Source organism: Blastococcus sp. SYSU DS1021, assembly GCF_054050995.1.
In genome coordinates this window covers 1-24,438 of the sequence record NZ_JBJHAL010000039.1, presented here as the reverse complement: position 1 = coordinate 24,438, position 24,438 = coordinate 1, and the positions used below count along the sequence as shown (strand labels likewise).

Here is a 24,438-nt window from a genome sequence, read left to right as displayed (position 1 = left end):
CCCCCCCCCCCCCCCCCCCCCCCCCCCCCCCCCCCCCCCCCCCCCCCCCCCCCCCCCCCCCGCCCCCCCCCCCCCCGGTGCCGGCGGTTCCGGGTCACCTCGACAGCGGGGCCGGGCTCTCCGGCAGGGGCGGCGCGGTCGGCGGGACCGCGGTGCGCGCCGTCTGCGCCAGCGCGATCCCCGTGAGGACGACGGCGCCACCCACGACCTGCCAGGCGGTGAGGACCTGCTCGACCCACAGCCAGGCGACGACGGAGGCGAACACCGGCTCCGCCGTGGCCACCAGCCCCGCCGCGGTCGGCGGCAGGTGGCGCAGGGCGGCGATCGACAGCCCGAACGGCACGACCGCGCCCATCACCGCGATCCAGGCCACCAGGACCCACAGCGGGAGCTCGAGGGAGCCGATCGAGACGGGCACGTCGCGGCCGAGCACCGCGGCATCGAACTGCCACCACGGCGCGGCCACCGCCCAGAAGACGGCGGCGGCGACGAAGGCCCAGCAGGTGAGGGTGACGGGGTCCCGCGACACGGTGCCCCGTTCGCCGATGAGGTAGTAGGTCGCCAGAGCCACGGCGGCGCCGAGGCCCGCTGCGACGCCGAGCACGTCGAGCGAACCGCCTCCGGTCCAGATCTCGGTCACCAGGGCCAGCCCGGACAACGACAGCACCAGGGCCGCCCACACCCGGCGGCGCACCTTCTCGCGGCGGACGAGCCACACGTAGACGGCGATGAGCACGGTCCCGGTGAACTCGAAGACGAGCGCGATGCCCACGGGCAGGCGACCGATGGCCACGTAGAAGAGGTACTGCGTCATGGCGATCCCGACGACGCCGAGGACCGCCAGCAGCGGAAGCTCCCGGCGGGCGACCCGCAGCCGGCCCGGGGCCACCACCAGCAGGACCGCGAGCAGGGCCACGGCTGCGCCGGTGCACCGCAACGCGGTCAACCGCGGCGCGGAGAGACCGGCCTGGAGGGCGAGCGTGGAGACGGTGCCGTTGACCGCGAAGAACGCCGCCGCCGCGAGGGTCAGCGCGTACCCGAGGCCGGGGCGGACGGTACGGGGCACGCGCGCACGGTAGCGGGCTACCGCGGCCGAGACACCTACCGGCTCAGAAGAGGGCGAGCTGGTGCGCCGGCGGGTGCGACTCGCGACCGGAGGCGGTGAAGACGGCGTCCAGCCCCGTCGCCTCGAACACCCGCCACACCGAGGGCTGGGCGTTGCGCAGCAGCAGGTCGATGCCGCGCTGGAGGCACCACCGGCGGACGCCGATGAGCACCGAGAGCCCCCCCGAGCCCATCGAGGGGACGCCACCGAGGTCGAGCTCGAGGACCGTGCAGCCGGCGAGCGGGCGCTCGGCGACGAACGCCTCCAGCTGCGGCGCGGTCACCAGGTCGATGTCCCCGTCCACCACGACGAGGGCGTGGCCGCCGGCCGCCTCCCACTGCAGGCGGAGCCTGGCCGGCTCCGGAGCGGGGTGCGACACCCACCACGGTCGGCGCCCCCCGGGTGGCCTGGACAGCCGCCGGCTGATGTCCCACTCGTGCGCCCGCACCATCCGTGTTCCCCCTCGTGCCGACGGTCGCTGCCCCCGTCGTGCGGACCGTACGGACGACGGTCCGGCGGTACAACGGATTGCGATACCGGATCGGCCGAAGAGCCACGCCCGGCAGGCGTGCTGTGACGGCGCGGCACCGCGGCAGCACGCACCGGAGGCGTCGCGGGAGACCCGGCGCCCGGAGCGGCGACCGACGGCGACAGACTTCCGTCCATGGACGTGCCCGAGGCCCTCTACCTGCCCGACGGCGACGGATTCACCGCCACGGCCCTGACCATCGGCCCCTGGGACGCCGCCCACCAGCACGCGGGGCCGCCCGCCGCCCTGCTCCTGCGCGCCGTCGAGCGGGCCGGCGGGATCGTCGGCGGGCAGACCGTGCGGCTGGCCTACGACATCCTGGCGCCGGTCCCGGTCGGCCCGGTGCGGGTGCGCACCTCGGTGATCCGCCCCGGCCGGCGGATCGAGCTGGTGGAGGCGGTCCTCGACACCGGCGACGACCGCCCGCTCATGCGGCTGTCGGCCTGGCGGATGCGTTCCCGCGACGACGCCGCCCCGGCGACCGGGCAGCCGCACCCGGCGCCGTCCGGACCCGAGGAGAGCCGCCCCGAGCGGGCGGGGTTCTTCACCACCGAGATCGCCTACCACCGGGCGCTGGAGTGGCGGTTCGCCGCGGGGACCTTCAACGGCCCGGGGCCGGCCACGGCCTGGACCCGCCCCGAGTGCGAGTTGGTCGCCGGAGAGCCGATGACGCCGCTGCAGCACCTGCTGGTCATGACCGACGCCGCGAGCGGCATCTCCGCCAGCCTCGACTGGACGCGCGCCACGTTCGCCAACGTCGACCTCTCCGTGGCGCTGCACCGACCCCCGCGCGGGGAGTGGCTGGGGATGGCCGCCGAGACCGTGCACGGCGGCACCGGGGCGGCGCAGTGCTTCGCGGTCCTCTTCGACGTCGACGGCCCGATCGGGCGGTCCACGCAGTCGCTGTTCGTCGAGCCGCGGGAGACGCCGTGAGCGATGTCTCCGTCACCACCGGCACTGGGCGGCGGGTCGGGCTGGCATCGCCGGGCGGCGGTGCGCAAGGTGGAGAGGCCGCTTCCCCCGATGATCGGAGTGCCGCCCCGTGGACGCGCTGAGAGACGTGCTGGACTGGCTGTCCGGGCGGGGTCTCGAAGTGGTGCTGATCGTCCTCGGCTCGGTCCTGCTCGCCCGCTTCGTCGGCTGGGTGGGCGACAAGATCACCGACCGGATCGACCGGAACTCCACCGGCGGGGACGCGCTGGTCCGGTCGGAGGCGGCCAAGCACCGCCACTCGCTGACCCAGGTGCTCACCTGGGCGGCGGTCGTGCTCATCTACTCGATCTCGGTCTTCTTCATCCTCGACCGGCTCGGCATCCCGGTGACCGGCCTGGTCGCGCCTGCCACGGTGCTCGGCGTGGGCCTGGGCTTCGGCGCCCAGCGCATCGTCGGTGACGTGCTGGCCGGCTTCTTCATCATCACCGAGCGCCAGTACGGGTTCGGCGACGTCGTCTCCATCCAGGTCGTGGGCGGTGGCGACCCGGCGAACGGCACCGTCGAGGACGTCACCCTGCGCGTCACGCGGGTGCGCTCGCCCAACGGCGAGGTCGTGACCGTGCCCAACGGCCAGATCGTCAAGGTCGTGAACCTGTCCCGCGACTGGGCGCGCGCCGTCGTCGACGTGCCGGTGCCGACCACGGTGGACGTGAACCGGGCCAACGAGATCCTGCGGGAGGTGGGCCGGGAGGCGTTCCGGGACCCGGCGATGCGGCCGCTGCTGCTCGACCCGCCCACGGTCATGGGGGTGGAGACCCTCGGCCTGGACGAGGTGAACGTACGGGTGGTCGCCCGCACGCTCCCCGGCAAGCAGTTCGAGGTCGGCCGCGACCTGCGGGCGCGCATCGTCCAGGCCTTCCGCAGCCAGGGCATGCAGGTGCCGCAGCCCACCACCTCGGTCGCGGCGCGGGACGGCGCGACCGCCGTCCAGGAGGAGGTTTCGTGACCGCCCCCGACGAGCGCCGCGACCCGACCGACGCCACCGCCCGGGCCTCCGACGAACCCGTCGTCAGCACGGCGCCCGCCGCCGCGGCCGCCGATGCCGGGGCGCCCACCGGCACGACCGCGGCGCCGCGCCACCGCTGGTGGTCGGCCGTGCCCAAGCACCTGGGCCGGGCGCGCACCTCCACGGTCGTGCTCGCCGTGCTGTTCGTCTCCGTCTTCGCGCTGTACCTCAACGTCAAGCCGCCGGCCCCCGGCGAGCCGGACACCCGGGGCCAGGTCACCGAGCAGGCCGAGGAGACCGAGCCGGTCACCACCGAGGAGACGGAGCCGACGACCACCGAGGAGACGGAGCCGGCCCCGACGACGACGTCCCGGCCCAGCACCCCGACGACCGACTCGCCGTCCCCGACCACCGAGCCGACCACGACGGCTCCGGAGACCACCGGACCGGAGCCGACCGGCGACACGGGGGGCACCGGCGACGAGACGGACCCCGCCTCCCCGACCGGGTGACCGACGGGGCCGGTGTTTCACGTGGGACATCCGTCCCGCCACGGGGGCGGCGCGCACTCCCCTGCGGCGCGTCCTAGGATCACCTCGGCTCCTGAGAGGCAGCGCGAAGCACCTGGCTGGCTGCCCGGCAACCTCTACTCCGTCTGAGGTGCTCCAGGGGAAGAGCCGGCCGGGAGGCGCCCGCCCCCCGGCAAGGACGGAGCTCCCGTGCGCCGCGGGTCTCCGCGAGCGAGAGGAGACGGCGCATGACCGACCCGCAGAGCTGGAGCTTCGAGACCCGGCAGATCCACGCCGGCACGAGCCCGGACCCGGCCACCGGTGCCCGGGCACTGCCCATCTACGCGACGACGGCCTACCAGTTCCGCGACACCCAGCACGCCGCGGACCTGTTCGCGCTGGCCGAGATGGGCAACATCTACACGCGGATCATGAACCCGACGCAGGACGCGCTGGAGCAGCGCGTCGCGTCGCTGGAGGGCGGCGTCGCCGCGCTCGCCGTCGCCTCCGGGCAGGCCGCGGAGACCCTGGCGATCCTCAACCTCGCCGAGGCCGGCGACCACATCGTGGCGTCCGCCTCGCTCTACGGCGGCACCTACAACCTGCTGCACCACTCGCTGCCGAAGATGGGCATCACCGTCTCCTTCGTCGAGGACCCCGACGACCCGGAGAACTGGCAGTCCCTCGTCCAGGAGAACACCCGGGCGTTCTTCGCCGAGTCGATCGGCAACCCGAAGGGCGACATCCTCGACATCGAGACCGTCGCCGGTGTCGCCCACCGCAACGGCGTCCCGCTGATCGTCGACAACACCATCGCGACGCCGTACCTGATCCGCCCGCTGGAGTTCGGCGCCGACGTCGTCGTCCACTCGGCCACCAAGTACCTCGGCGGCCACGGGACCGTCATCGCCGGGCTCATCGTCGACGGCGGCACGTTCGACTGGACCGGCGGCCGGCACCCGATGTTCACCACCGCCGACCCGACGTACCACGGGGTCGTCTACGCCGACCTCGGCGCGCCGGCGTTCGTGCTCAAGGCCCGGGTGCAGCTGCTGCGCGACCTGGGGCCGGCGGTCTCGCCGTTCAACGCCTTCCTCGTGGTGCAGGGCATCGAGACGCTGTCGCTGCGCATGGAGCGGCACGTCGCCAACGCGCAGCGGGTGGCCGAGTTCCTCGAGGGCCACGACGCCGTCGAGCGGGTGAACTACCCGGGGCTGGCGTCCTCGCCGTGGCACGCGGCGCAGCAGAAGTACGCGCCGAAGGGAGCCGGCGCCGTCCTCACCTTCGAGCTGCACGGCGGCGTCGAGGCCGGCAAGCGGTTCGTGGAGGCGCTGGAGCTGCACAGCCACGTCGCCAACATCGGCGACGTGCGCAGCCTGGTCATCCACCCCGCCTCCACGACGCACTCCCAGCTCACGCCCGAGGAGCAGCTGACCACCGGGGTCACGCCGGGTCTGGTGCGCCTCGCCGTCGGCCTGGAGGGCATCGAGGACATCCTCGCCGACCTGGAGGCCGGGTTCCGCGCCGCCAAGTCGGCCTGACGGTGGGCGGGTGGGTCGAGGGCGACCCGGCGGGCGACCGCCGGTTCCTCGACCTGCCCGGCCCGTTCGAGCTGGAACGCGGCGGGAGCCTGCCCGGCGTGCGCATCGCCTACGAGTGCTGGGGCACGCTCGCGCCCGACGGCGGGAACGCGGTGCTGATCGAGCACGCGCTCACCGGTGACAGCCACGTCGTCGGGCCGGCCGGGCCCGGCCACCCGACGCCCGGCTGGTGGAGCGGCGTGGTCGGCCCGGGTGCCGCCCTGGACACCGAGCGGTTCTTCGTCGTCTGCGCCAACGTGCTCGGTGGCTGCCAGGGGACGACGGGGCCGTCGTCGGCCGCCCCCGACGGCGCCCCGTGGGGGTCACGCTTCCCCGGGGTGACCGTCGGCGACCAGGTGCGCGCCGAGGCGGCCCTGGCCGACGCGCTCGGCGTGCGGCGCTGGGCGTGCGTCGCCGGCGGCTCGATGGGCGGTATGCGGGCGCTGGAGTGGGCGGTCGCGTTCCCCGGCCGGGTGGCCGCGCTCTTCTTCCTCGCCTCGACCGCCGTCGCCTCGGCCGACCAGATCGGCACCCAGACCACGCAGCAGGCGGCCGTGCGGGCCGACCCCCGCTGGCGGGGCGGGGACTACCCGCTCGCCGACCCGCCGGCGGACGGCCTGGACGTCGCCCGGCGGATCGCCCACCTCACCTACCGCAGCGCGGCGGAGCTGGAGGCGCGCTTCGGCACCCGGGTGCAGGAGGACGGCCGCTACGCGGTCGCCTCCTACCTGCAGCACCACGGGGCGAAGCTGACCGGCCGGTTCGACGCCGGCAGCTACGTGCTCCTCACCGAGGCGATGAACAGCTGGGACGTCGGCCGGGGCCGCGGCGGCGTCGAGGCGGCGCTGGCCCGGGTGACCGCCCGCGCGCTCGTCGCCGGCGTGGACAGCGACCGGCTGTACCCCCCGGAGCAGCAGCAGCGGGTGGCCGACGCGCTCGGCGTCCCGCTGCGGCTGATCTCCTCCCCGTACGGCCACGACGGCTTCCTCGTCGAGGGCCCCGCGGTGGACGCGCTGCTGCGCGAGCTGCTGGCGGGCTGACATCTCCGGAACCCGTCGTACCGCGGGTCCAGGATGGGGCCGTGCCCGCGCCGACGGATCTGCCGATGCTGCCGTTCGCCGACCAGCCCGCCCTGGAGGCCTGGCTGGAGGCCCACCACGCCACCGCCCCGGGGCTCTACGTGCAGATCGCCCGCAAGGGCTCGGGCATCCCCTCCGTCACCGCGGCGCAGGTCGTCGAGTCGGCCCTGTGCTTCGGCTGGATCGACGGGCGCGGCCAGCGGCTGGACGACTCCTACCACCTGCTGCGGCTGACCCCGCGCCGCGCGCGCAGCGTGTGGTCGCAGAAGAACGTCGCCACCGTGGAGCGGCTGACCGCCGAGGGCCGGATGCGCCCGGCGGGCCTGGCCGCCGTGGCGGCCGCGCAGGCCGACGGCCGGTGGGCACGCGCCTATCCGGGCGCGGCCACCATCACCGTGCCCGACGACCTCGCCGCGGCCCTGGACGCGCAGCCCGGCGCGCGGGCCGCCTTCGACGCCCTCGACGGCCAGAACCGCTACGCCGTCCTGTGGCGGGTGCACACCGCCGTCACGCCGGCGGGCCGGGCCAAGCGGATCGCCGCCGCCGTGCAGATGCTCGCCGAGGGGCGCCGCTTCCACTGACCACCCGGCGGGCGAGACTTCCCGGGTGGACGACGACCTCCTCGCGCTGCGCGAGGCCTGCACCCGCGCGCTGACCGGGCACGGCGAGTGGCGGCCGGCCGACCTGCTGGCCACGGTCCCGCCCGGCACCGCCCCGGACCGGTACGGCGAGGGCGGGGTGGTGGCCGAGCTGGAGGCCGAGGTCGCCGGGCTGCTCGGCCTGCCGGCGGCGGCGTACCTGCCCAGCGGGGTCATGGCGCAGCAGGCGGCGCTGCGCGTGCACGCGGACCGTCGCGGCCGGCGCACCGTCGTCTGCCACCCCGAGAGCCACCTGATCCGGCACGAGGAGCAGGCGTTCGAGCGGCTGCACGGCATGGTGCTGCGCCCGGCGGGGAACCGGTACGGGCCGCTGTTGCGCACCGATCTGGACGCGGTCGCCGAGTTGCCTGCCGCGCTGCTGGTGGAGCTGCCCCAGCGCGATCTGGGCGGGCGGCTGCCGCCGTGGGACGACCTGGCCGCGCAGGTGGCCTGGGCCTGGGAGCGCGGCGCCGCGGCGCACCTGGACGGCGCCCGGCTGTGGGAGGCCTCGGCCGGCTACGACCGCACGCCGGCCGAGATCGCCGGGTTGTTCGACACCGTCTACGTCAGCTTCTACAAGGGCATCGGCGCGCTGGCCGGCTGCTGCCTGGCCGGCCCGGCCGACGTCGTCGCGGAGGTCCGGGAGTGGCGCCGGCGGCTGGGCGGCACCCTGTTCGGGATGTGGCCGGGCGCGGCGTCGGCGCTGGCCTGCCTGCGCCGGCGGCTGCCGCTGATGCCCGCCTACCTGGCGCGCGCCCGCGAGGTGGCCGACGCCGTCCGCGACCTGCCGGGTGTCACCGTCGTCCCCGATCCGCCGGAGACGCCGATGCTGCACCTGCTGCTGCGCACGACGCCGGAGGCCTTCACCGCCGCGGCCCGAGCGCTGGCCGTCGACGGGCTGTGGACCTGGCCGCAGGCGATGCCCACCGGCGACCCCGCCGTCGTGCGGGTGGAGCTGCCGGTGGGCGACGCGACGCTGGCCCTGGACGTCCCGGAGATCCGGGCCGCCATCGCCGCACTGGCCGGCCGCGGCTAGCGTCGGGCCGTGAGCCTCGACGTCGCCGCGCTCCGCGCCTCCTTCCCGTCGCTGGCGAGCGGCACCGCGCACTTCGACGGCCCCGGCGGCACCCAGGTGCCCGAGCAGGTGGGCCGCGCGGTCGCGGCGACGCTGACCGCGCCGATCAGCAACCGCGGCGCCGTCACCGCCGCGGAGCGGTTCGCCGACGAGACGGTGCTGGCCGCACGGTTGGCGATGGCGGACCTGCTGGGCGCCGACCCCACCGGCGTCGTGTTCGGGCGCAGCGCCACCGCGCTCACCTTCGACCTCGCCCGCACCCTCGCCGCGGGCTGGGGCCCCGGCGACGAGGTGGTGGTGACCCGGCTCGACCACGACGCGAACATCCGGCCCTGGGTGCGGGCCGCCGAGGGCGCGGGCGCGACGGTGCGGTGGGCCGCCTTCGACCCGGCCACCGGGGAGCTGACCGCCGACGACGTCGCGGCGGTGCTGACCGACCGCACCCGCGTGGTGGCGGTGACCGGGGCGTCGAACCTGATCGGCACCCGACCGCCCCTGGCCGCGATCGCCGGGCGGGTGCACGCGGCCGGCGCGCTGCTCGTCGTCGACGGCGTGCACCTGACCGCGCACGCGCCGGTCGACGTCCGGGCGCTGGGCGCCGACGTCTTCCTCTGCTCGCCGTACAAGTTCCTCGGCCCGCACTGCGGCGTGCTCGCCGCCGATCCCGCGTTCCTGGCCACCCTGCGCCCGGCCAAGCTGCTGCCGTCGACGGACGCGGTGCCCGAGCGCTTCGAGCTCGGCACGCTGCCCTACGAGCTGCTGGCCGGGACGACGGCGGCGGTGGACTTCCTGGCCGGCCTCGGGGGCTCCGGGCGGCGCCGGGAGCGGCTGGCCGCGGCGATGCTCGCGATCGAGGAGCACGAGGACCGGCTGCGGGAGCGCCTGGAGGCCGGGCTGGCGGAGCTGCCGGGCGTCCGGCTGTGGTCGCGGGCGGCGCACCGCACCCCGACGCTGCTGCTGACCTTCGCCGACCGCGATCCCGCCGACGCCTACCGGTTCCTCGCCGGTCGGGGCGTCAACGCGCCGGCCGGGCACTTCTACGCGATCGAGGCCAGCCGCTGGCTCGGGCTCGGCGACACCGGCGGCCTGCGGGCCGGGCTGGCCCCCTACAGCGACGCCGACGACGTCGACCGTCTGCTCACCGGGCTGCGGGAGTGGCTCGCGACCTGATCAGCCCTGGAGCCGGCGGACCCGGCGGGCGGAGTCCAGCCGGTCGGTGTAGCTGATCGCGTTGCCCTGGATGTGCAGCTGGTCGTCGTCGGTGGCCTCGCGCAGCACCTTCGCGGGGACGCCGGCGATGAGCGAACGCGGCGGGAAGACCTTGCCCTGGGTGACGACGGCGCCGGCGGCGACGATCGACCCGGAGCCGATGTGCGCGCCGTTCATGATCACGCTGCCCATGCCCACGAGCACCTCGTCGTCGATGCGGCAGCCGTGCAGCACCACCCGGTGCCCCACCGAGACGCGCTCCCCCACGACCAGGGGGAAGCCGGGGTCGGAGTGCAGTGCGCAGCCGTCCTGGATGTTCGAGTCGGCGCCGATCTCGATGACCTCGGCGTCGGCCCGGGCGACGGCGCCGTACCAGATGCTCGACCGCGGGCCCATCGTCACCGCGCCCACCACCACCGCCGTCGGCGCCACGAACGCGGCCTCGTCGATCCGCGGCTCGCCGAACTCCAGGGCTCCGATGAATGCGTCGTCCACCCGCCCACCTCAGCACAGCCCCGGGCTGCGCGCACCGGTCGCACTCCCGGCAGACTTCCCGGCATGCCCGCGCACCTCCCCCCGTTGCCCACGTCGATCGTGGGGAGCCTGCCCCAGCCCGGCTGGCTCATCGACCGAGACCGGCTGGCCCACCAGTTCCCGCCCCGGGTGCGCGCACGGGAGCTGTGGCGGGTGGCGCCGGACCTGCTGGCCGAGGCGCAGGACGACGCGACCCGGCTGGCGATCCGCTCGCAGGAGGAGGCCGGGCTGGACATCGTCACCGACGGCGAGATCCGGCGGGAGTCGTACTCCAACCACTTCGCGACCGCGCTGACCGGCGTCGACGTCGACGACCCCGGCACCGTGCTCAACCGGTCCGGGAAGCCGATCCCGGTGCCGCGGGTGCGGGCCGCGATCACCCGGCCCGCCCCGATCCAGGCCGACGACGTGCGCTTCCTGCGGGCGCACACCGAGCGGACCGTCAAGATCACCGTCCCCGGCCCCTTCACCATGGCGCAGCAGGCGCAGGACGACCACTACGGCGACGGCCGCGCACTGGCCCTGGCCTACGCCGACGTCGTCCGCGCGGAGATCGCCGATCTCTTCGCCGCCGGGGCCGACATCGTGCAGATCGACGAGCCGTGGCTGCAGGCCCGCCCCGAGGTCGCGCGCGAGTACGGGGCCGAGGCGGTGACCCGCGCGGTGGAGGGCGCGCCGGGTCCGGTGCACCTGCACCTGTGCTTCGGCTACGCGGCGATGGTCTCCGAGCGCCCCACCGGCTACTCGTTCCTCCCCGAGCTCGCCGACACCCCCGTCGACACCGTCGCCGTCGAGACGGCGCAGTCGCACCTCGACCCGGCCACGCTGCGGCCGCTGCGCGGCAAGGGCATCGCCCTGGGGGTCCTCGACCTGTCCACGCCGGAGGTCGAGACCCCCGAGGTCGTGGCCGACCGGGTGCGCCGCGCGCTGGACGACGTGGACGTCGCCCGCCTGGTGCTCACCAGCGACTGCGGGCTGAAGTACCTGCCCCGGGAGTCCGCGGTCGGCAAGATGCGCTCGCTCGCCCTCGCCGCGGAGCTGCTGCGCGCCGAGCTCTAGATCAAGCCGTGCGCGTGCACCGCCTCGGCCACCTGGAGGAACCCGGCCACGTTGGCACCGAGCACCAGGTCACCCGGTGAGCCGTACTCCTCGGCGGTCTCGTGGCAGCGGGCGTGGATGTCCCGCATGATCTCCTCGAGCCGCGCCTCGCTGTGCTCGAAGGTCCAGCGGTCGCGCGAGGCGTTCTGCTGCATCTCCAGCGCGGAGGTCGCGACGCCGCCGGCGTTGGCCGCCTTCCCGGGGGCGAAGCCGACGCCCGCCTCCCGGAACACCTTCACCGCCGACGGGGTGGCGGGCATGTTTGCGCCCTCCACCACGTACCGGCAGCCGTTGCGCGCGAGGACGGCGGCGGCGTCGCCGTCCAGCTCGTTCTGCGTGGCGCTGGGGACGGCGACGTCGCACGGCACGTCCCAGATGCTGCCGCCGGGCACGAAGCTCGCCGAGGCCCGGCGCTCCGCGTAGTCGGCCACCCGCCCACGCTCGACCTCCTTGACCTGCTTGAGCAGGTCGAGGTCGATGCCGGCGTCGTCCACGACGTAGCCGCCGGAGTCGGAGCAGGCGACGACGGTGCCGCCCAGCTGGTGCACCTTCTCGATGCCGTAGACGGCCACGTTGCCCGACCCGCTCACGACGACCCGCCGGCCGTCGAAGGACTCCCCGCGGGCCCGCATCATGGCGTCGGCGAAGAAGGCGGCGCCGTACCCGGTGGCCTCGGTGCGGACCAGCGCGCCACCCCAGCCGAGCCCCTTGCCGGTGAGCACACCGGACTCGTAGCGGTTGGTGATCCGCTTGTACTGGCCGAAAAGGTAGCCGATCTCCCGCGCGCCCACGCCGATGTCACCGGCGGGGACGTCGGTGTACTCGCCGAGGTGCCGGTACAGCTCGGTCATGAACGACTGGCAGAACCGCATGATCTCGGCGTCCGACCGGCCCTTGGGGTCGAAGTCGGAGCCGCCCTTGCCGCCGCCGATGGGCATGCCGGTCAAGGCGTTCTTGAAGATCTGCTCGAAGCCCAGGAACTTGACGATGCCCAGGTTCACCGAGGGGTGGAACCGCAGCCCACCCTTGTAGGGGCCGAGCGCGGAGTTGAACTCCACGCGGAAGCCGCGGTTGATCCACACCTCGCCGCGGTCGTCCTGCCACGGGACGCGGAAGATGATCTGCCGCTCCGGCTCGCAGATCCGCTCCACGGTCTTCATCTCGGTGTACTCGCTGTGCCGGTCGAGCACCACGGCGAGCGACTCCAGGACCTCGCGGACGGCCTGGTGGAACTCCGTCTCGCCAGGGTTGCGCCGCAGCACCTCGTCGTAGATGCCCAGCACCGTGGCCGGTACCTCGCCGCTCATCTCCGGCCTCCTCGCCGTCCGTCGCCGTGCAGGGGCAACGTACGTCGCGGCGGCGCCGCGCGCCGGGCCGGGGGCCGTCAGCCGACGAGGCGGCGGGCGCCCCGGTACCCGTTCTGGTCGACGCTGGTGACGGCGACCGGCCGGCCGAAGGTGCGGGCGTGCACCATCATGCCGTTGCCGATGTAGAGGCCCACGTGGCTGACCGGCGAGTAGAAGTAGACGAGGTCGCCGGGCTGGAGCTCCGACCGCGGCACCTCGCGGCCGAGCTGGGACTGCGCGCGGCTGCTGTGCGGGAGAGAGATGCCGGCGGCGGCGTAGGCGTAGGACGTCAGGCCGGAGCAGTCGAAGCCGTCGGGGCCCGAGGCGCCCCAGACGTAGGGGTCGCCCACCTGGCCGAGTGCGGCCTGCACGGCCGCCGCCGCGGCACCGCTGGGAGCGTCGGGAAGGCTGCCGGCCGACGGCGTGGCGAGGGCCGGCCCGGCCAGCGCGGTCGCGACCCGGGCCTGCTCGGCGGCCGAGAGCCGGGCGTAGTCGGCGCGGTGGTCGGCGATCTGCTTCTCGAGCTCGGCCTGCTGGGCGGTGACCTGCTCGAGCCCGGCCTTCGCCGCCGCCGCGGCCTGGTCGGCGGTGGCCTGGGCCTGCTCCGCTGCGGCCTGGGCGGCGGCCACCTGGGCGATGACGCCGTTGGTGTGGTCGGCGATCAGGTCCAGCGTCGTCATCTGCTGGACGAGCTCGTCAGCCGAGCCGCTGGTGAGGAACGCGGCCACCCGCGACCGCGTCTTGCCGGTGTACCCGGTGTGCGCGATGGCCCGCATCTGCGGCTCGAACGCGGCGACGGCGGCCTGGGCCGTGGCCGCGTGGGCGGCGGCCTCCTCGGCGATCCGCTGCTGCTCGGCGACGGTCAGCCGGGCCTCGTGCACCTGCTCGTCGATGACGGTGAGCTCCTGGGCGGTCTTGCGCACCAGCTCGGCGGCCTCGGCCGCGGAGCCCGGCGCGGCCGAGGCCGCCGTGGGGGTGAGAACGCCCGTCGCTGCCGCCACCAGCACGGCGCCGACCGCGAGGACGGCACGCGAGCGGCGACGGGTGGTCGTGTGCTGCGTGTGCACCCTGGCCTCCGATCACCTGCGCCGGGCCCGGGGAAGGGGCCGCAACCATGCGCGTCAGAACGGACCGTAGGGAGCTGTTGTCGACGAGTAGCGGGGGGCGCGCGGGTGACCGGCCCCGGGTTCACCTCCTGAGTCACACGCGCCCCAGGAGGGGCCCACCGCCACGAGGGTGGGGTCTCAGCGACGGCGCGGGCCCGCCGCGGTGCCGTCCGGCAGCCGGTCGGGCGCGAGCGGGACGAGACGGTCGGCGACGGCGCCGGTCACGAAGGAGTAGACGGCCTTGTGGGCGACGTCGACGACCTGGTCGCGACGGGACCAGGTCCAGGGCGGGGAACCGACACCGCTGGCGTTCTCCAGCGTCTGGTCGGTGGCCAGCCGGACGGAGGTGTGCCAGGCCGACGCGCGCGGACCGCGCAGCCCGCTGGCGGCCCAGATGCCGCGCAGCGCCCCGACGGCCGCGCCGGTGCCCCAGTGCATGAGGTGGTTGCGGACCGGCGGCCGGGCCGAGCCGGGCAGGCGCCGGCCGGTGCTCACCGCCGCGAGCGTGCGCGCCGGCACGTAGCTGTCCGGGCGGCCGGTTAGGGCCTGCTCGGCCTTTTCGCCCAGGGTCATCACGGCGACGCCGGCCAGGCCGGCGAGTGCGCCCCGCAGGGCAGCGCGTCCCATCACGGGACCGCATCTACCCGCGGGGCCGCCTCCGAACCCGGGGTCTTCGCTCAGCCGGCGAGGGGCTCCTGCACCTGGAGGCCGGCCAGGGCCTGGAAGTCGCGCAGGATCGCCGAGAGCTCCTCGGAGGTCCACGGCTCGCAGCAGTCGCAGCCGCCCTCGCGGAAGCTGACCAGACCGATGGAGCCACCGGCCTGGTCCTCGGCGATGGCGAGGTGGCCGGCCGACGGGTGACGGTGGCAGGCGCAGGCGGCGGCGCAGAGGCCCAGCCCCCAGCCGGAGATGACGACGGTGTACCCGTCGTCGCGGACCTTGCCCACCTGGAAGACGGACGGCTTGCGACTCCTGGTCACGGAGTCCTCCCCTCGACAGCCCCGTGGGAGCGGGGCTCGCGTGCGGTACTCGGTCATCGAGCTACGAGAGGTTTCGGCAGAACCCGGGTCTGGGTAAAGCGATCCGCTCGCTCAGGTATCGCAACTGAGCGTAGTTCGATGAACACACGACGTCCCCGTCAGTTTCCGCCAGCGTGCGCGAGATCGACTTGGCGGAACTGTGACGGAACGGCCCCGACCCGCCGGGGAGGGCTCAGCTGGCGGGGCTGACGCTGCTCATGTTGAAGTCCGGCACCCGCAGGGGCGGCATCGCGGTGCGGGTGAACCAGTCGTTCCACTCCCGCGGCAGGGTGCGCTCGGTGCGGCCGGCCTGCACCGCCCGTGCGAGCAGGTCGACCGGGGACTCGTTGAACCGGTAGTTGTTCACCGCACCGGTCACCTCGCCGTTCTCGACCAGGAAGACGCCGTCGCGGGTGAGTCCGGTGAGCAGCAGGGTCTGCGGGTCGACCTCGCGGATGTACCAGAGAGTGGTGAGCAGCAGCCCGCTGTCGGTCGCGGCCACCATCTCGTCGAGGGAGGCCGTGGCGGTCGGGTCCTCGAGGATCAGGTTGTCCACGGCGACGGTGACCGGGGCGGTGGTCTTCAGCGCCCAGGCCCGCGGGCGGATCAGGTTGGTGAGCACCCCGCCGGAGATCCAGTCCACCGCCGGCGCCGCCATGCCGTTGTCGAACACCGACGCCGAACCCGACGACGCGCCCACCACCTGGAAGGGTGCCGCCTCCAGACCGGGGGCGGACGGGTCGCTGCGCAGCGTCAGCGGCAGGGCGGCCAGCCGCTCGCCGGTGCGGTTGCCCCCGCCGGTCCGGGCGAAGACGTTGCGGCCCTCGTCGGCGTCCCGCGCCTCCATCGTCCAGTAGAGGTAGATCATCAGGTCGGCCACCGCCGACGGCGGGAGCAGCGTCTCGTAGCGGCCGGCCGGGAGGTCGACCCGTCGCCGGGACCACGCCAGCTTCCGCTGCACGTCGGCGGCAAGGGCGGCCACCGAGACGTCGGTGAAGTCCCGGGTGCCGGTGCCGGCCCACACCGAGCGGCCGAAGTCGGGCGTCTTGCCGTTGAGCTCCACCCGCCCCGTCGGCTGGTCGTGGCGCAGCCGCAGCCCGGTGGAACTGCCCAGGTAGGTGGTGCGCATCGAGTGCTCGGCGAAGCCGAAGAGCAGCTCGCCGCGGTCACCCGCCTCGCCGAAGGCCTGGCCGAGCGCCGGGGCGAACTCGGTGAACACCTCGATCGAGGTCTGCGCGGGCTCGGCGTCCCAGTCGCCGGCTCCGGGCGGGGTGTCGGCGATCAGCGGCATCGCGTCCTCGGCCGGCCCGGCGTCCCGGGCGGCCTGCTCGCTCATCCGCACCAGCTCGGCGACATCCGGGGCGCCCGAACGGCTCACGGTGCCGGCCGCCATCCCGGCGCCGCCATCGACGAAGGAGATCACCACGACCGAGCGCGACCGCATCGCCCCGTTGGTGGTCAGGCTGTTGCCGGCCCAGCGCAGGTTCGCCTCGGACCCCTCGACGACGACGGTGACCTGCCCGTCGGCGGTCGAGGCGGCCAGCGCCTGCTCGACGACGTCCTGGGGCCGCTGGTAGCTCATCGCCCGGCCTCCTCGACCGTGTTGAGGATCGCCACGCCCTCGAACAGGGCGGTCGGGCAGCCGTGGCTGACCGCCGCCGTCTGGCCGGGCTGCGCCTTGCCGCAGTTGAACGCGCCGCCCAGGACGTAGGTCTGCGGGCCGCCGACCGCCGTCATCGAGCCCCAGAAGTCCGTCGTCGTCGCCTGGTAGGCGACATCGCGCACCTGGCCGGCGAGCCGGCCGTTCTCGATCCGGTAGAAGCGCTGGCCGGTGAACTGGAAGTTGTAGCGCTGCATGTCGATCGACCAGCTCTTGTCGCCGACGACGTAGATGCCGTGCTCGACCCCGGCGATGATCTCCCCGGTGGAGGGGCCGCCGGGCACCGGCTGCAGCGACACGTTCGCCATCCGCTGCACGGGGACGTGCCCCGGCGAGTCGGCGTAGGCGCAGCCGTTGGAGCGCGCCATGCCCTGCAGCCGGGCCATGTTCCGGTCCACCTGGTAGCCCACGAGCACGCCGTCGCGGACGATGTCCCACTGCTGGCCGGCCACGCCCTCGTCGTCCCAGCCGACGGTGGCCAGCCCGTGCAGTGCGGTGCGATCCCCGGTGACGTCCATGAGCGGGGAGCCGTACCGAAGCGTGCCCAGCCGGTCGGACGTGGCGAAGGACGTGCCGGCGTAGGCCGCCTCGTAGCCGAGCGCCCGGTCCAGCTCGGTGGCGTGGCCGACGGACTCGTGGATGGTCAGCCACAGGTTCGAGGGGTCGACGACGAGGTCGTAGCGGCCCGCCGTGACCGTGGGCGCCTTGGTCTTCTCGCGCAGCAGCTCGGGGATCTCCGCCAGCTCCCCGCGCCAGTCCCAGCCGGTGCCGGTGAGATACTCCCACCCGCGGCCGGCCGGCGGGGCGAGGGTGCGCATGCTCTCGAAGGACCCGGTGGACCGGTCCACGGTGAGCGCGGTCAGGTCGGGGTTGATGCGCACCCGCTGCTGGCGGGTGCGGGTGCCGGCGGTGTCGGCGTAGTACTTCTGCTCCTTGACCAGCATGCAGGTGGCCTGCACGTGCTCGACGCCGTCGCCGGCCAGCAGCTGCTCCGACAGGTCGGTGAGCAGCGCCGTCTTCTCGGCGTCCGGCACGGTGAACGGGTCGACGTCGTAGGCGGAGACGTACTCGGCGTCCGGGTACGCCGGCTCCGGGGCCAGTTCCACGCGGTCGGAGTTCAGCGCGGCGGCCACCCGCGCCACCGCGATGGCCTCCTCGGCGAGGCGGACGGCTTCGGCGGCGGTGAGGACGACGCCGGCGGCGAACCCCCAGGTGCCCTCGTGCACCACGCGGACGGCCAGGCCGAGGTCCTCCCCGTCGGTGAAGGCCTCGGGGCGGGCGTCGCGCAGGCTGATCGCCTGGGTGCGGATGCGCTCGACCCGCAGGTCGGCGTGCGAGCACCCGAGGTCGATGGCGCGGGTCAGCGCGGCGTCGGTGAGCGCGGACAGCGGGAGGGCGAGGAACGACTCGTCGATCGTGCGGCGAACGGGCACCGCCCCTGTCTACCAGCGCCCGGGCACGGGTGAGGTGGGGCGCCCGGGGTAAGCGCCTGCGCATGGACCGGGCTGCGGACGACGTGACCATGACCTTCGGCGGCACCGCGACGATGCTGCTGCGGATCGGGGGGTTCACGCTGCTCACCGACCCGAACTTCCTGCACCGCGGGCAGCGGGCGCACCTGGGGTACGGGCTGCGCAGCAAGCGGCTCACCGACCCGGCCCTGCTGCCGGCCCAGCTGCCGGAGCTGGACGGCATCCTGCTCTCGCACATGCACGGCGACCACTGGGACCGGATCGCCACCAAGGCGCTGCCCAAGGAGACGCCGGTCGTCACCACGCCGGAGGCGTCGAAGTGCCTGGCCGACCGGGGCTTCACCGGCACCGCCGACCTGCGGCCCTGGCAGACGCACACGTTCGCCCGCGACGACGAGGAGCTGCGGGTGACCTCCGTGCCGGGCGTGCACGGCCCCGGCCCCCTGGCCCGGGTGCTGCCGCAGGTGATGGGCAGCGTGCTGGAGCTGGTGCGCGACGGGGAGGTCAGCTGGCGGGGCTACATCAGCGGCGACACCCTGTACCGGCCGTTCCTCGGCGAGGTGCTCGAGCGCTGCGGCCCGCTGGACGTCGTCATCCCGCACCTGGGCGGCACCAAGGTGCTCGGGCTGACCGTCACGATGGACGGCCGCCAGGGCGCGGACCTGGTGGAGCTGCTGAAGCCGCCGGTCACCGTGCCGGTGCACTACGACGACTACTCGCTGTTCAAGAGCCCGCTCGGGGACTTCGTCGCCGAGGTGGCCCGCCGCGAGCTGCCCGGCACGGTCCGCCCCGCCCACCGCGGCGAGACGATCAGCCTGCGCGCCTGACCGTCCCGCCGCGTGCGGGTCAGCTGCGGGCGAGCAGGTCGTCGAGCTTCTCGTAGCCCTCGTTCACGCCGACCTCCATGCCGCTCGCGAGCATCGCGTCGCGGCCGGCGAAGGAGTCGCACAGCGAGGTCGTGGTCAGCCGGGTGCGGCCGTCGCCGAGGTCCTCCAGGCGCAGCCTCTCCAGGACGACCTCGTCGGGCATGCCCTCGTACGTGAACGTCTGCACGATCAGCTCATCGGGGCGCACCTCGTGGAAGCTGCCGTAGAAGGCGTACTCCTCGCCCTCCTGGCTGTGGACGTAGCGGTAGGAACCACCCGTCCGGCAGTCGTAGCGGTCGATCGTCATCTCGAGGCCCCGCGGGCCGAGCCACTGGACGACCAGGTCGGGCTCGGTGTGGGCGCGGAAGACCTTCTCCCGCGGCGCGTCGAACTCCCGCGTGATGCGGATGAGCGGGACGTCCGGATCGGCGGCGATCTGGGTCCCGCGGTGGGTGCTCGTGGTCATGAGGGGCTTCCTTCCTGGGACGGGGCGGGGGCGTCCGGCATCGATCGCAGGACGTCGTCCAGCCGGCGGTAGCGCTCCTCGGCCTGGCGCCGGTAGCGCTCGATCCACTTCGTCATGAGGTCGAAGACCTCGGCCTCGAGGTGCACCGGGCGGCGCTGCGCCTCCCGGCTCCGGCTCACCAGGCCGGCGTCCTCCAGCACCTTCAGGTGCTTGGAGACGGCCTGGACGGTCACGTCGTAGGGCGCGGCGAGCTCGCCCACCGTGGCGTCGCCGACCGCGAGCCGCGCCACGATGTCCCGCCGGGTGGGGTCGGCCAGGGCCGAGAACACCCGGGAGAGCGGATCCGCCACCACGTCACATCCTTTCTCAACCTCTCGGTTGACGAAGACGCTAGGCCGCACCTCCGAGCTCTGTCAACCCGTCGGTTGAGGAATGTGTCGTCTGCCCGAGGGCGGAGGTGCGGATCAGCCCGGCGACCGACGCGCGCTGACGGCGGGAGGACCGACGCTCCCCCCATGGACACGAAGAAGGCAGTGCTCGGGACGGTGGCCGGAGTGGTGGCGTCGGCGCGGTGGCCGTGGCAGGGATCGTGGTGACCATGCCGACGGGCGTGGACGGGCCCGGGGCGATGCTGGCGGAGCTGCAGGGTCACACCGAGACGTCGGACCACGCCGACGCCGACGACGCCCCGCGCGGGGACGTGCCGGGCTGGACCCGCCCGGTGGGGCACGACGTCACCGTCGTCCGACCCGGCGAGGCCGCCGGCGACGACTCCGGCAGCGTGCGGGCGGAGATGACGCTGGACGAGGGAGCTCGACCGCCGGCGGACTGCACCGCGCTCCCCCAGGTGGGCATGCCTTTCGACGGCGGCAGGAACTGGCCCGATCTGGGCGACGAGGCGCAGCTCTGCGAGGGCTGGGTGACCGTCGTCCTCGGCGACCGGCTCTACACCTGGACCGGCGACGACCTGCAGGCCGCGGCGGGCTGAGCTCAGCCCACCGCGAGCCGGGCGGCGCGGGCAGCGACGTCGGCACGCAGCGCCGCCACGTCGACCGTGGTCGAGGCACCGTCGCGCACGACGGGGCGGCCGCCCACCCACACGTCGCGGACGTGCCGCCCCGCGCCGGACCACACCAGGTGCGCCAGCACGTCGGCCGGGTCGCCGACCGGCTCGAACACCAGGTCCCGGGTGTCGACGTGCACCAGGTCGGCCCGCCGGCCGGGGGCCAGCTGACCCAGGTCCGGGCGGCCGAGGGCGTCGGCCGCTCCCCCGGTGGCCAGCCAGAACGCCTCGGCCGCCGTCAGCGCCGTCGCCGACCGCTCACGCAGCCGCGCCATCCCCGCGGCCAGCCGCAGGTCGGCGAAGAGGTCCAGGGAGTCGTTGGACGCGGGGCCGTCGGTGCCCAGCCCCACCCGGATGCCGCGGTCGAGCATCGTGCGCACCGGCGCGATGCCGCTGGCGAGCTTGGCGTTGCTGGCCGGGCAGTGGGCGACGGCGACGTCGTACTCCTGCCACAGCTCGAGGTCGCCGTCGTCCATGTGCACGCAGTGCGCGGCGAGCACCCGGCCACCGAGGACGTCGTAGGAGGCGAGCAGCGCGGGCACCGACAGCCCGTGCGCGGCCAGCAGGTCGGCGCCCTCGGTGGCGGTCTCGGCGACGTGCAGGTGCAGCAGCAGCTCGTGCTCGCGGGCGGCCCGTGCGGCGTCGGCGAGCACGGGGAGCGGAACGGTGTAGGCCGCGTGCGGGCCGATGCCGTACTCGATCGTCCCGTCGCCGGGCGCGCCGGCGGCGAGGGCCACGGCGGCGCCGAGCTGCTCGGCCATCGGCGGCATGCCCGGGAGCGCCAGCAGCGGCGTGGCGACGACCGCCCGGGCACCGGTGGTGGTGACGGCGGCGGCGATCCGCTCGGGGTGGAAGTACATCTCCACGCTGGTGGTGACGCCGTTGCCGAGCAGCTCCGCCGACGCCGCGGTCATCGCGACCTCGACGTCCTCCGGGGTGAGCCGGCTCTCGCGCGGCCACATGACCTCGCGCAGCCAGCGGTCCAGCGGCAGCCCCTCGCCCTGCCCGCGGAACAGCACCATCGGCGCGTGCGAGTGGGCGTTGACCAGGCCGGGGGTGAGCACCCCGGGCAGCGCGACGACGTCGGCGTCCTCGACCGGGGGCGCCTCGGTGGCCGGCCCGACCCACGCGATCGCACCGTCCGCGACGTCCAGGACGCCGTCGGGGACGACCGTCCCGGCGCGGTCGCCGACGACGAGTGCCCGGGCGGTGAAGCGCTGCCGCATGGTCCCGAACCTAGCTCCGCGCCGGCCCAGGGGCGCGGCGGCGGGCGGAGGGCGCCGATACCGTGGAGCCCATGTCGTTCCTCGCCGCTGCGGCCTCCGACGAGGGTGGCATCACCGGCTTCTTGCTGGACCTGGTCGAGACCCTCGGGCCGGTCGGGGTCGGGCTGTCGATCCTCCTCGAGACGGTCGTCCCGCCCATCCCGAGCGAGGCGGTCCTCGGCCTGGCGGGCGTGCTCATCAACGACGGCCGGATGTCGATCGTCCCGGTGATCATCTTCGCCACCCTGGGCTCGCTGCTGGGCGCGATCTTCTTCTACTACGTCGGGCGGGCGCTCGGGCCACGCCGGTCGCACGCCTTCCTCGACCGGCTGCCCCTGGTGGAGACCGAGGACGTCGACCGGACCTTCGCCTGGTTCGAGCGGCACGGCCGCGCTGCGGTCTTCCTCGGCCGCATGGTGCCGATCGTGCGCAGCTTCATCTCGGTGCCCGCCGGGGTGGTGCGGATGCCGCTGGGGCAGTTCCTGCTGTTCACCGCGGCGGGGAGCCTGATCTGGAACACCGTCCTGGTCACCCTGGGCGTGGCGGCCGGCGACTTCATCTACGAGAACCTGCGGTACCTGGACTACGTGGTCGTGGCCGCCGTGGTGCTGGGCGTCTCCTGGTTCGTCTACAAGAAGGCCACCGGGAGGATGCGCCGGCCCCCGCAGGCCGGGAAGCACCTGGACGAGGACTGGGACCCGACATCGTGATCCGGCATCGCCCCGAGGTCGTCGCCTTCGACGTCAACGAGACCCTGCTGGACCTCGCGCCCGTCCGTGCCACCCTGGTCGAGTCAGGGGAGCCCGAGGCGCTGCTGGGCACCGTGTTCGCCCGCACGCTGCTCACCGGCTTCGCGGCGGCCGCCGTCGGTTCGTGGTGCCGGTTCCGGGACGCCTTCGACGCCGCGCTGGCCCAGGAGAGCGGTCTGTCGGCCGACCAGCGCGCGACCGTGGCCGACGCCTTCGGGGAGCTCGCGCCGCACCCCGACGTCGAGCCCGCGCTGCGCCGGCTGGCCGAGGCCGGGGTCCGGGTCGTCACGCTGTCCCACGGCTCGCCCGGCGTGGCCGAGGCGGGGCTGGAGCGGGGCGGGATCACGCCGCTGGTGGAGCGCAGCATGACGAGCGAGACCATCCGCGCCTGGAAGCCGTCACGGGAGGTGTACCTGTGGGCGGCCGGCGTCTGCGACGTGGCGCCGGAGCGGATGGCGCTCGTCGCCGCGCACGGCTGGGACGTGCTGGGCGCGCAGCGGGCGGGGCTCACCGGCGCGTGGTTCCCCCGGAGCGAGCGGGTGTTCCCCGCGGTGTACGGCGAGCCCGACGTCGCCGCCCCTGACCTCCCCGGCGCGGTGGACGCGCTGCTGGCCCTCCCGCCGCGGTGACCGCCTTCGACATCGGGACGCCGCACGGCCCGGCCCGCGCCCACCTGACCGACGGCGGAGCCCGCGGGACGCTGCTGCTCGGGCACGGGGCCGGGGGTGGGGCCGACTCGGCCGACCTGCAGGCGGTCGCCCGCGACGCCGCCGAGGGCGGGTGGCGGGTGCTGCGCATCGAGCAACCGTGGCGCGTGGCGGGGAAGAAGATCGCCCCGGCGCCGGCCCGCCTGGACGAGGGCTGGCGGGCGGTGCTGGCGCACCTTTCGGGGTCGGGGCACCTGACCGGTGCGCTCGTGGTCGGGGGGCGCAGCGCCGGGGCGCGGGTGGCCTGCCGCACCGCGGGACAGGTCGGCGCCGACGGCGTGCTCGCGCTGGCGTTCCCGCTCCATCCGCCGGGCCGGCCGGAGAAGAGCCGGGCGGACGAGCTCGCGGGCGTGACCGTCCCGGTCGTCGTGGTGCAGGGCGAGCGGGACGCGTTCGGTTCGCCGGCCGAGGTGGCCGCGGTGCTGACCGGCCGGGGCAGCGCATCGGTGTACGCCGTCCCCGGTGACCACTCGCTGAAGAAGAACCCGGACCTCGTCGGCGCGGCCGCCGCCTCCTGGCTCGCCGAGGTGCTCCCGGGCTGACCGCTCGGGGTCAGAACGGTGGTGGGTCCTCCGCCGGTGGTGGCGGTGGTGGTTGCGGTGGTGCGGTGAGGACGCGATAGCCGGGTGGTCGGCTGGTGCGGCTGACCCCGGTGGGGGTGATGACGGTGAGGACGCCGTCGTCGCTGAGCGTGTGGGTCCAGCCGGGGGCGAAGGTCTTGAGCCGGTGGTGGTGGCGGCACAGGCAGCACAGGTTCTCGCAGGCGGTGGCGCCGCCGTCGGCGTGCGGGAGGACGTGGTCGAGGTCGGCCCAGCCGGCGGGCACGGTGCAGCCGGGGTGCCGGCAGGTGCGATCCCGCGTTGCGAGGAAGCGTTGCTGGGCGGCCGAGGGCCGGTAGCGGTCCACCGGACCCGGTGGGCCGAGCAGCGGGCAGCCGCACGCCTGGTCGGGGTGGTCGGGGTGGTCGGGGCAGCCGCGGGTGGCCAGCTTCTCCAGCTCGGCGCGGCCGGTGACCGCCCGCAGTCTTCCGGTGGCGTCGGTGAGCGCGATCTGCAGGCTGCCGCCGGGTGGGGCCTGCACGCCTGCGGCATCCAGGGCGGCGAGTAGTTCGCGCAGGTGGGCGGCGGTGATCGGCTCCCCGTCCACCTCCCCCACCGGCGCGGGCGGGCCGCCTGCGGCCGCTTCCCGCGCTGTGTCGGTGAACGCGGCCGGCAGTGATGCATTAGAGGCGAGGAAACCCGCCGGGGTGAGCGCGGGCAGCGGTGCGACCACGGTCAGGTGCGCGGTCACCGCCGGTTGCTGCTGCCAGGGGCGCAGCAGCAGATCGATGAGGGCTCCGGTGCGCAGCATGCCGATCGGCCGGGCATCGCCGGCGTCCTTGGCGGCGCGGGCGTGGGCGTCGACGGCGTGCCGGCAGGCCCGGG

The 24,438-nt window shown here is 74.8% G+C and carries 27 protein-coding genes and 1 riboswitch; of the genes, 14 read left to right on the top strand and 13 right to left on the bottom strand.

Annotated elements, in window-relative coordinates; translation table 11 throughout:
• Nucleotides 1-94: 94 nt before the first annotated feature.
• Together ACI8AP_RS20440 and ACI8AP_RS20435 are read right to left on the bottom strand one after the other, a co-directional pair.
• Nucleotides 95-1,066, bottom strand: coding sequence for an EamA family transporter (locus ACI8AP_RS20440; RefSeq protein ID WP_456591207.1), 972 nt, complete (start codon nucleotides 1,064-1,066; stop codon nucleotides 95-97).
• A 43-nt stretch (nucleotides 1,067-1,109) separates the two neighbouring features.
• Complete coding sequence (locus ACI8AP_RS20435) at nucleotides 1,110-1,556, bottom strand: STAS domain-containing protein (protein ID WP_456591206.1); 447 nt, start codon at nucleotides 1,554-1,556, stop codon at nucleotides 1,110-1,112.
• Between the two features lie 213 nt (nucleotides 1,557-1,769).
• Between ACI8AP_RS20435 and ACI8AP_RS20430 the strand changes: the two genes are divergently transcribed.
• From ACI8AP_RS20430 to ACI8AP_RS20395, 8 genes are all read left to right on the top strand, one after another.
• Nucleotides 1,770-2,567 (top strand): thioesterase family protein, encoded by a 798-nt coding sequence (locus tag ACI8AP_RS20430; RefSeq protein ID WP_456591205.1) that lies wholly within the window; start codon nucleotides 1,770-1,772, stop codon nucleotides 2,565-2,567.
• Nucleotides 2,568-2,676: 109 nt separating this feature from the next.
• Complete coding sequence (locus ACI8AP_RS20425) at nucleotides 2,677-3,573, top strand: mechanosensitive ion channel family protein (RefSeq protein ID WP_456591204.1); 897 nt, start codon at nucleotides 2,677-2,679, stop codon at nucleotides 3,571-3,573.
• The gene (locus ACI8AP_RS20420) at nucleotides 3,570-4,085 is read left to right on the top strand and encodes a hypothetical protein (RefSeq protein ID WP_456591203.1); all 516 of its coding nucleotides are present in this window, start codon (nucleotides 3,570-3,572) and stop codon (nucleotides 4,083-4,085) included. The genes ACI8AP_RS20425 and ACI8AP_RS20420 overlap by 4 nt, the downstream gene beginning before the upstream one ends.
• Before the next feature lie 87 nt (nucleotides 4,086-4,172).
• Nucleotides 4,173-4,288, top strand: a riboswitch (SAM riboswitch).
• Nucleotides 4,289-4,330: 42 nt separating this feature from the next.
• Complete coding sequence (locus tag ACI8AP_RS20415) at nucleotides 4,331-5,623, top strand: bifunctional o-acetylhomoserine/o-acetylserine sulfhydrylase (protein WP_456591202.1); 1,293 nt, start codon at nucleotides 4,331-4,333, stop codon at nucleotides 5,621-5,623.
• A gap of 2 nt (nucleotides 5,624-5,625) precedes the next feature.
• Nucleotides 5,626-6,702 carry a homoserine O-acetyltransferase MetX gene (gene metX / locus ACI8AP_RS20410; RefSeq protein ID WP_456591201.1) on the top strand — a complete coding sequence of 359 codons (1,077 nt, stop codon included), beginning with the start codon at nucleotides 5,626-5,628 and terminating at the stop codon, nucleotides 6,700-6,702.
• A 41-nt stretch (nucleotides 6,703-6,743) separates the two neighbouring features.
• Complete coding sequence (locus tag ACI8AP_RS20405; RefSeq protein WP_456591200.1) at nucleotides 6,744-7,322, top strand: YdeI/OmpD-associated family protein; 579 nt, start codon at nucleotides 6,744-6,746, stop codon at nucleotides 7,320-7,322.
• Between the two features lie 25 nt (nucleotides 7,323-7,347).
• Complete coding sequence (locus ACI8AP_RS20400; protein WP_456591199.1) at nucleotides 7,348-8,415, top strand: threonine aldolase family protein; 1,068 nt, start codon at nucleotides 7,348-7,350, stop codon at nucleotides 8,413-8,415.
• A 9-nt stretch (nucleotides 8,416-8,424) separates the two neighbouring features.
• Complete coding sequence (locus ACI8AP_RS20395; RefSeq protein WP_456591198.1) at nucleotides 8,425-9,624, top strand: cysteine desulfurase-like protein; 1,200 nt, start codon at nucleotides 8,425-8,427, stop codon at nucleotides 9,622-9,624.
• Here ACI8AP_RS20395 and ACI8AP_RS20390 read toward each other — a convergent pair whose 3' ends face one another.
• Nucleotides 9,625-10,158, bottom strand: coding sequence for a gamma carbonic anhydrase family protein (locus ACI8AP_RS20390; RefSeq protein WP_456591197.1), 534 nt, complete (start codon nucleotides 10,156-10,158; stop codon nucleotides 9,625-9,627). It abuts the gene before it with no gap.
• Between the two features lie 63 nt (nucleotides 10,159-10,221).
• Here ACI8AP_RS20390 and ACI8AP_RS20385 point away from each other — a divergent pair, with 63 nt between their 5' ends.
• Nucleotides 10,222-11,256 carry a uroporphyrinogen decarboxylase family protein gene (locus ACI8AP_RS20385; protein WP_456591196.1) on the top strand — a complete coding sequence of 345 codons (1,035 nt, stop codon included), beginning with the start codon at nucleotides 10,222-10,224 and terminating at the stop codon, nucleotides 11,254-11,256.
• On the opposite strand, the gene gdhA is transcribed toward ACI8AP_RS20385, so the two are convergent.
• The 6 genes from gdhA to ACI8AP_RS20355 form a co-directional block, all read right to left on the bottom strand.
• The gene (gene gdhA, locus ACI8AP_RS20380) at nucleotides 11,253-12,602 is read right to left on the bottom strand and encodes an NADP-specific glutamate dehydrogenase (protein WP_456591195.1); all 1,350 of its coding nucleotides are present in this window, start codon (nucleotides 12,600-12,602) and stop codon (nucleotides 11,253-11,255) included. The genes ACI8AP_RS20385 and gdhA overlap by 4 nt on opposite strands.
• A gap of 77 nt (nucleotides 12,603-12,679) precedes the next feature.
• Entirely contained in the window at nucleotides 12,680-13,708 is a 1,029-nt protein-coding gene (locus tag ACI8AP_RS20375) for a C40 family peptidase (protein WP_456591194.1), read from the bottom strand.
• Between the two features lie 177 nt (nucleotides 13,709-13,885).
• Entirely contained in the window at nucleotides 13,886-14,374 is a 489-nt protein-coding gene (locus ACI8AP_RS20370; RefSeq protein ID WP_456591193.1) for a hypothetical protein, read from the bottom strand.
• Nucleotides 14,375-14,424: 50 nt separating this feature from the next.
• Entirely contained in the window at nucleotides 14,425-14,727 is a 303-nt protein-coding gene (locus ACI8AP_RS20365) for a hypothetical protein (RefSeq protein ID WP_456591192.1), read from the bottom strand.
• 232 nt (nucleotides 14,728-14,959) lie between these two features.
• On the bottom strand, nucleotides 14,960-16,348 hold the full coding sequence (locus ACI8AP_RS20360) for a metallopeptidase TldD-related protein (protein ID WP_456591191.1): 1,389 nt from the start codon (nucleotides 16,346-16,348) through the stop codon (nucleotides 14,960-14,962).
• Nucleotides 16,345-17,859 (bottom strand): TldD/PmbA family protein, encoded by a 1,515-nt coding sequence (locus ACI8AP_RS20355; RefSeq protein ID WP_456591190.1) that lies wholly within the window; start codon nucleotides 17,857-17,859, stop codon nucleotides 16,345-16,347. Before ACI8AP_RS20355 ends, ACI8AP_RS20360 begins: the two co-directional genes overlap by 4 nt.
• A gap of 62 nt (nucleotides 17,860-17,921) precedes the next feature.
• Here ACI8AP_RS20355 and ACI8AP_RS20350 point away from each other — a divergent pair, with 62 nt between their 5' ends.
• A complete protein-coding gene (locus tag ACI8AP_RS20350; protein WP_456591189.1) occupies nucleotides 17,922-18,725 on the top strand; it encodes an MBL fold metallo-hydrolase in 804 nt (267 codons plus the stop codon).
• A 19-nt stretch (nucleotides 18,726-18,744) separates the two neighbouring features.
• Here ACI8AP_RS20350 and ACI8AP_RS20345 read toward each other — a convergent pair whose 3' ends face one another.
• Entirely contained in the window at nucleotides 18,745-19,230 is a 486-nt protein-coding gene (locus ACI8AP_RS20345) for an SRPBCC family protein (RefSeq protein ID WP_456591188.1), read from the bottom strand.
• Entirely contained in the window at nucleotides 19,227-19,583 is a 357-nt protein-coding gene (locus ACI8AP_RS20340) for a metalloregulator ArsR/SmtB family transcription factor (protein WP_456591187.1), read from the bottom strand. Before ACI8AP_RS20340 ends, ACI8AP_RS20345 begins: the two co-directional genes overlap by 4 nt.
• A gap of 239 nt (nucleotides 19,584-19,822) precedes the next feature.
• Here ACI8AP_RS20340 and ACI8AP_RS20335 point away from each other — a divergent pair, with 239 nt between their 5' ends.
• Nucleotides 19,823-20,218, top strand: coding sequence for a hypothetical protein (locus ACI8AP_RS20335; protein WP_456591186.1), 396 nt, complete (start codon nucleotides 19,823-19,825; stop codon nucleotides 20,216-20,218).
• 2 nt (nucleotides 20,219-20,220) lie between these two features.
• Here ACI8AP_RS20335 and ACI8AP_RS20330 read toward each other — a convergent pair whose 3' ends face one another.
• Nucleotides 20,221-21,519, bottom strand: a complete 1,299-nt coding sequence (locus ACI8AP_RS20330) for an amidohydrolase family protein (protein WP_456591185.1) — start codon at nucleotides 21,517-21,519, stop codon at nucleotides 20,221-20,223.
• A gap of 71 nt (nucleotides 21,520-21,590) precedes the next feature.
• On the opposite strand from ACI8AP_RS20330, the gene ACI8AP_RS20325 reads away from it, so the two are divergent.
• From ACI8AP_RS20325 to ACI8AP_RS20315, 3 genes are read left to right on the top strand one after another with little or no spacing between them, the layout of a single operon-like run.
• The gene (locus tag ACI8AP_RS20325) at nucleotides 21,591-22,268 is read left to right on the top strand and encodes a DedA family protein (RefSeq protein ID WP_456591184.1); all 678 of its coding nucleotides are present in this window, start codon (nucleotides 21,591-21,593) and stop codon (nucleotides 22,266-22,268) included.
• Nucleotides 22,265-22,936, top strand: coding sequence for an HAD-IA family hydrolase (locus tag ACI8AP_RS20320; RefSeq protein WP_456591183.1), 672 nt, complete (start codon nucleotides 22,265-22,267; stop codon nucleotides 22,934-22,936). Before ACI8AP_RS20325 ends, ACI8AP_RS20320 begins: the two co-directional genes overlap by 4 nt.
• Nucleotides 22,933-23,556: an alpha/beta hydrolase family protein gene (locus tag ACI8AP_RS20315; protein ID WP_456591182.1), complete on the top strand. Its 624-nt coding sequence runs from the start codon at nucleotides 22,933-22,935 to the stop codon at nucleotides 23,554-23,556. Before ACI8AP_RS20320 ends, ACI8AP_RS20315 begins: the two co-directional genes overlap by 4 nt.
• A 10-nt stretch (nucleotides 23,557-23,566) precedes the next feature.
• Here the strand turns inward: ACI8AP_RS20315 and ACI8AP_RS20310 are convergent.
• Nucleotides 23,567-24,438, bottom strand: an 872-nt coding sequence (locus ACI8AP_RS20310; RefSeq protein ID WP_456591181.1) for an HNH endonuclease signature motif containing protein, incomplete at its 5' end; no start/stop codon positions are given.

Bases quoted from the DNA above. Each gene is read 5' to 3' on its own strand.
- ACI8AP_RS20435 (WP_456591206.1), bottom strand. From the start codon at position 1,556: ATGGTGCGGGCGCACGAGTGGGACATCAGCCGGCGGCTGTCCAGGCCA.
- ACI8AP_RS20430 (WP_456591205.1), top strand. From the start codon at position 1,770: ATGGACGTGCCCGAGGCCCTCTACCTGCCCGACGGCGACGGATTCACC.
- ACI8AP_RS20415 (WP_456591202.1), top strand. From the start codon at position 4,331: ATGACCGACCCGCAGAGCTGGAGCTTCGAGACCCGGCAGATCCACGCC.
- ACI8AP_RS20385 (WP_456591196.1), top strand. From the start codon at position 10,222: ATGCCCGCGCACCTCCCCCCGTTGCCCACGTCGATCGTGGGGAGCCTG.
- gdhA (WP_456591195.1), bottom strand. From the start codon at position 12,602: ATGAGCGGCGAGGTACCGGCCACGGTGCTGGGCATCTACGACGAGGTG.
- ACI8AP_RS20370 (WP_456591193.1), bottom strand. From the start codon at position 14,374: ATGGGACGCGCTGCCCTGCGGGGCGCACTCGCCGGCCTGGCCGGCGTC.
- ACI8AP_RS20360 (WP_456591191.1), bottom strand. From the start codon at position 16,348: ATGAGCTACCAGCGGCCCCAGGACGTCGTCGAGCAGGCGCTGGCCGCC.
- ACI8AP_RS20350 (WP_456591189.1), top strand. From the start codon at position 17,922: ATGGACCGGGCTGCGGACGACGTGACCATGACCTTCGGCGGCACCGCG.
- ACI8AP_RS20345 (WP_456591188.1), bottom strand. From the start codon at position 19,230: ATGACCACGAGCACCCACCGCGGGACCCAGATCGCCGCCGATCCGGAC.
- ACI8AP_RS20330 (WP_456591185.1), bottom strand. From the start codon at position 21,519: ATGCGGCAGCGCTTCACCGCCCGGGCACTCGTCGTCGGCGACCGCGCC.
- ACI8AP_RS20325 (WP_456591184.1), top strand. From the start codon at position 21,591: ATGTCGTTCCTCGCCGCTGCGGCCTCCGACGAGGGTGGCATCACCGGC.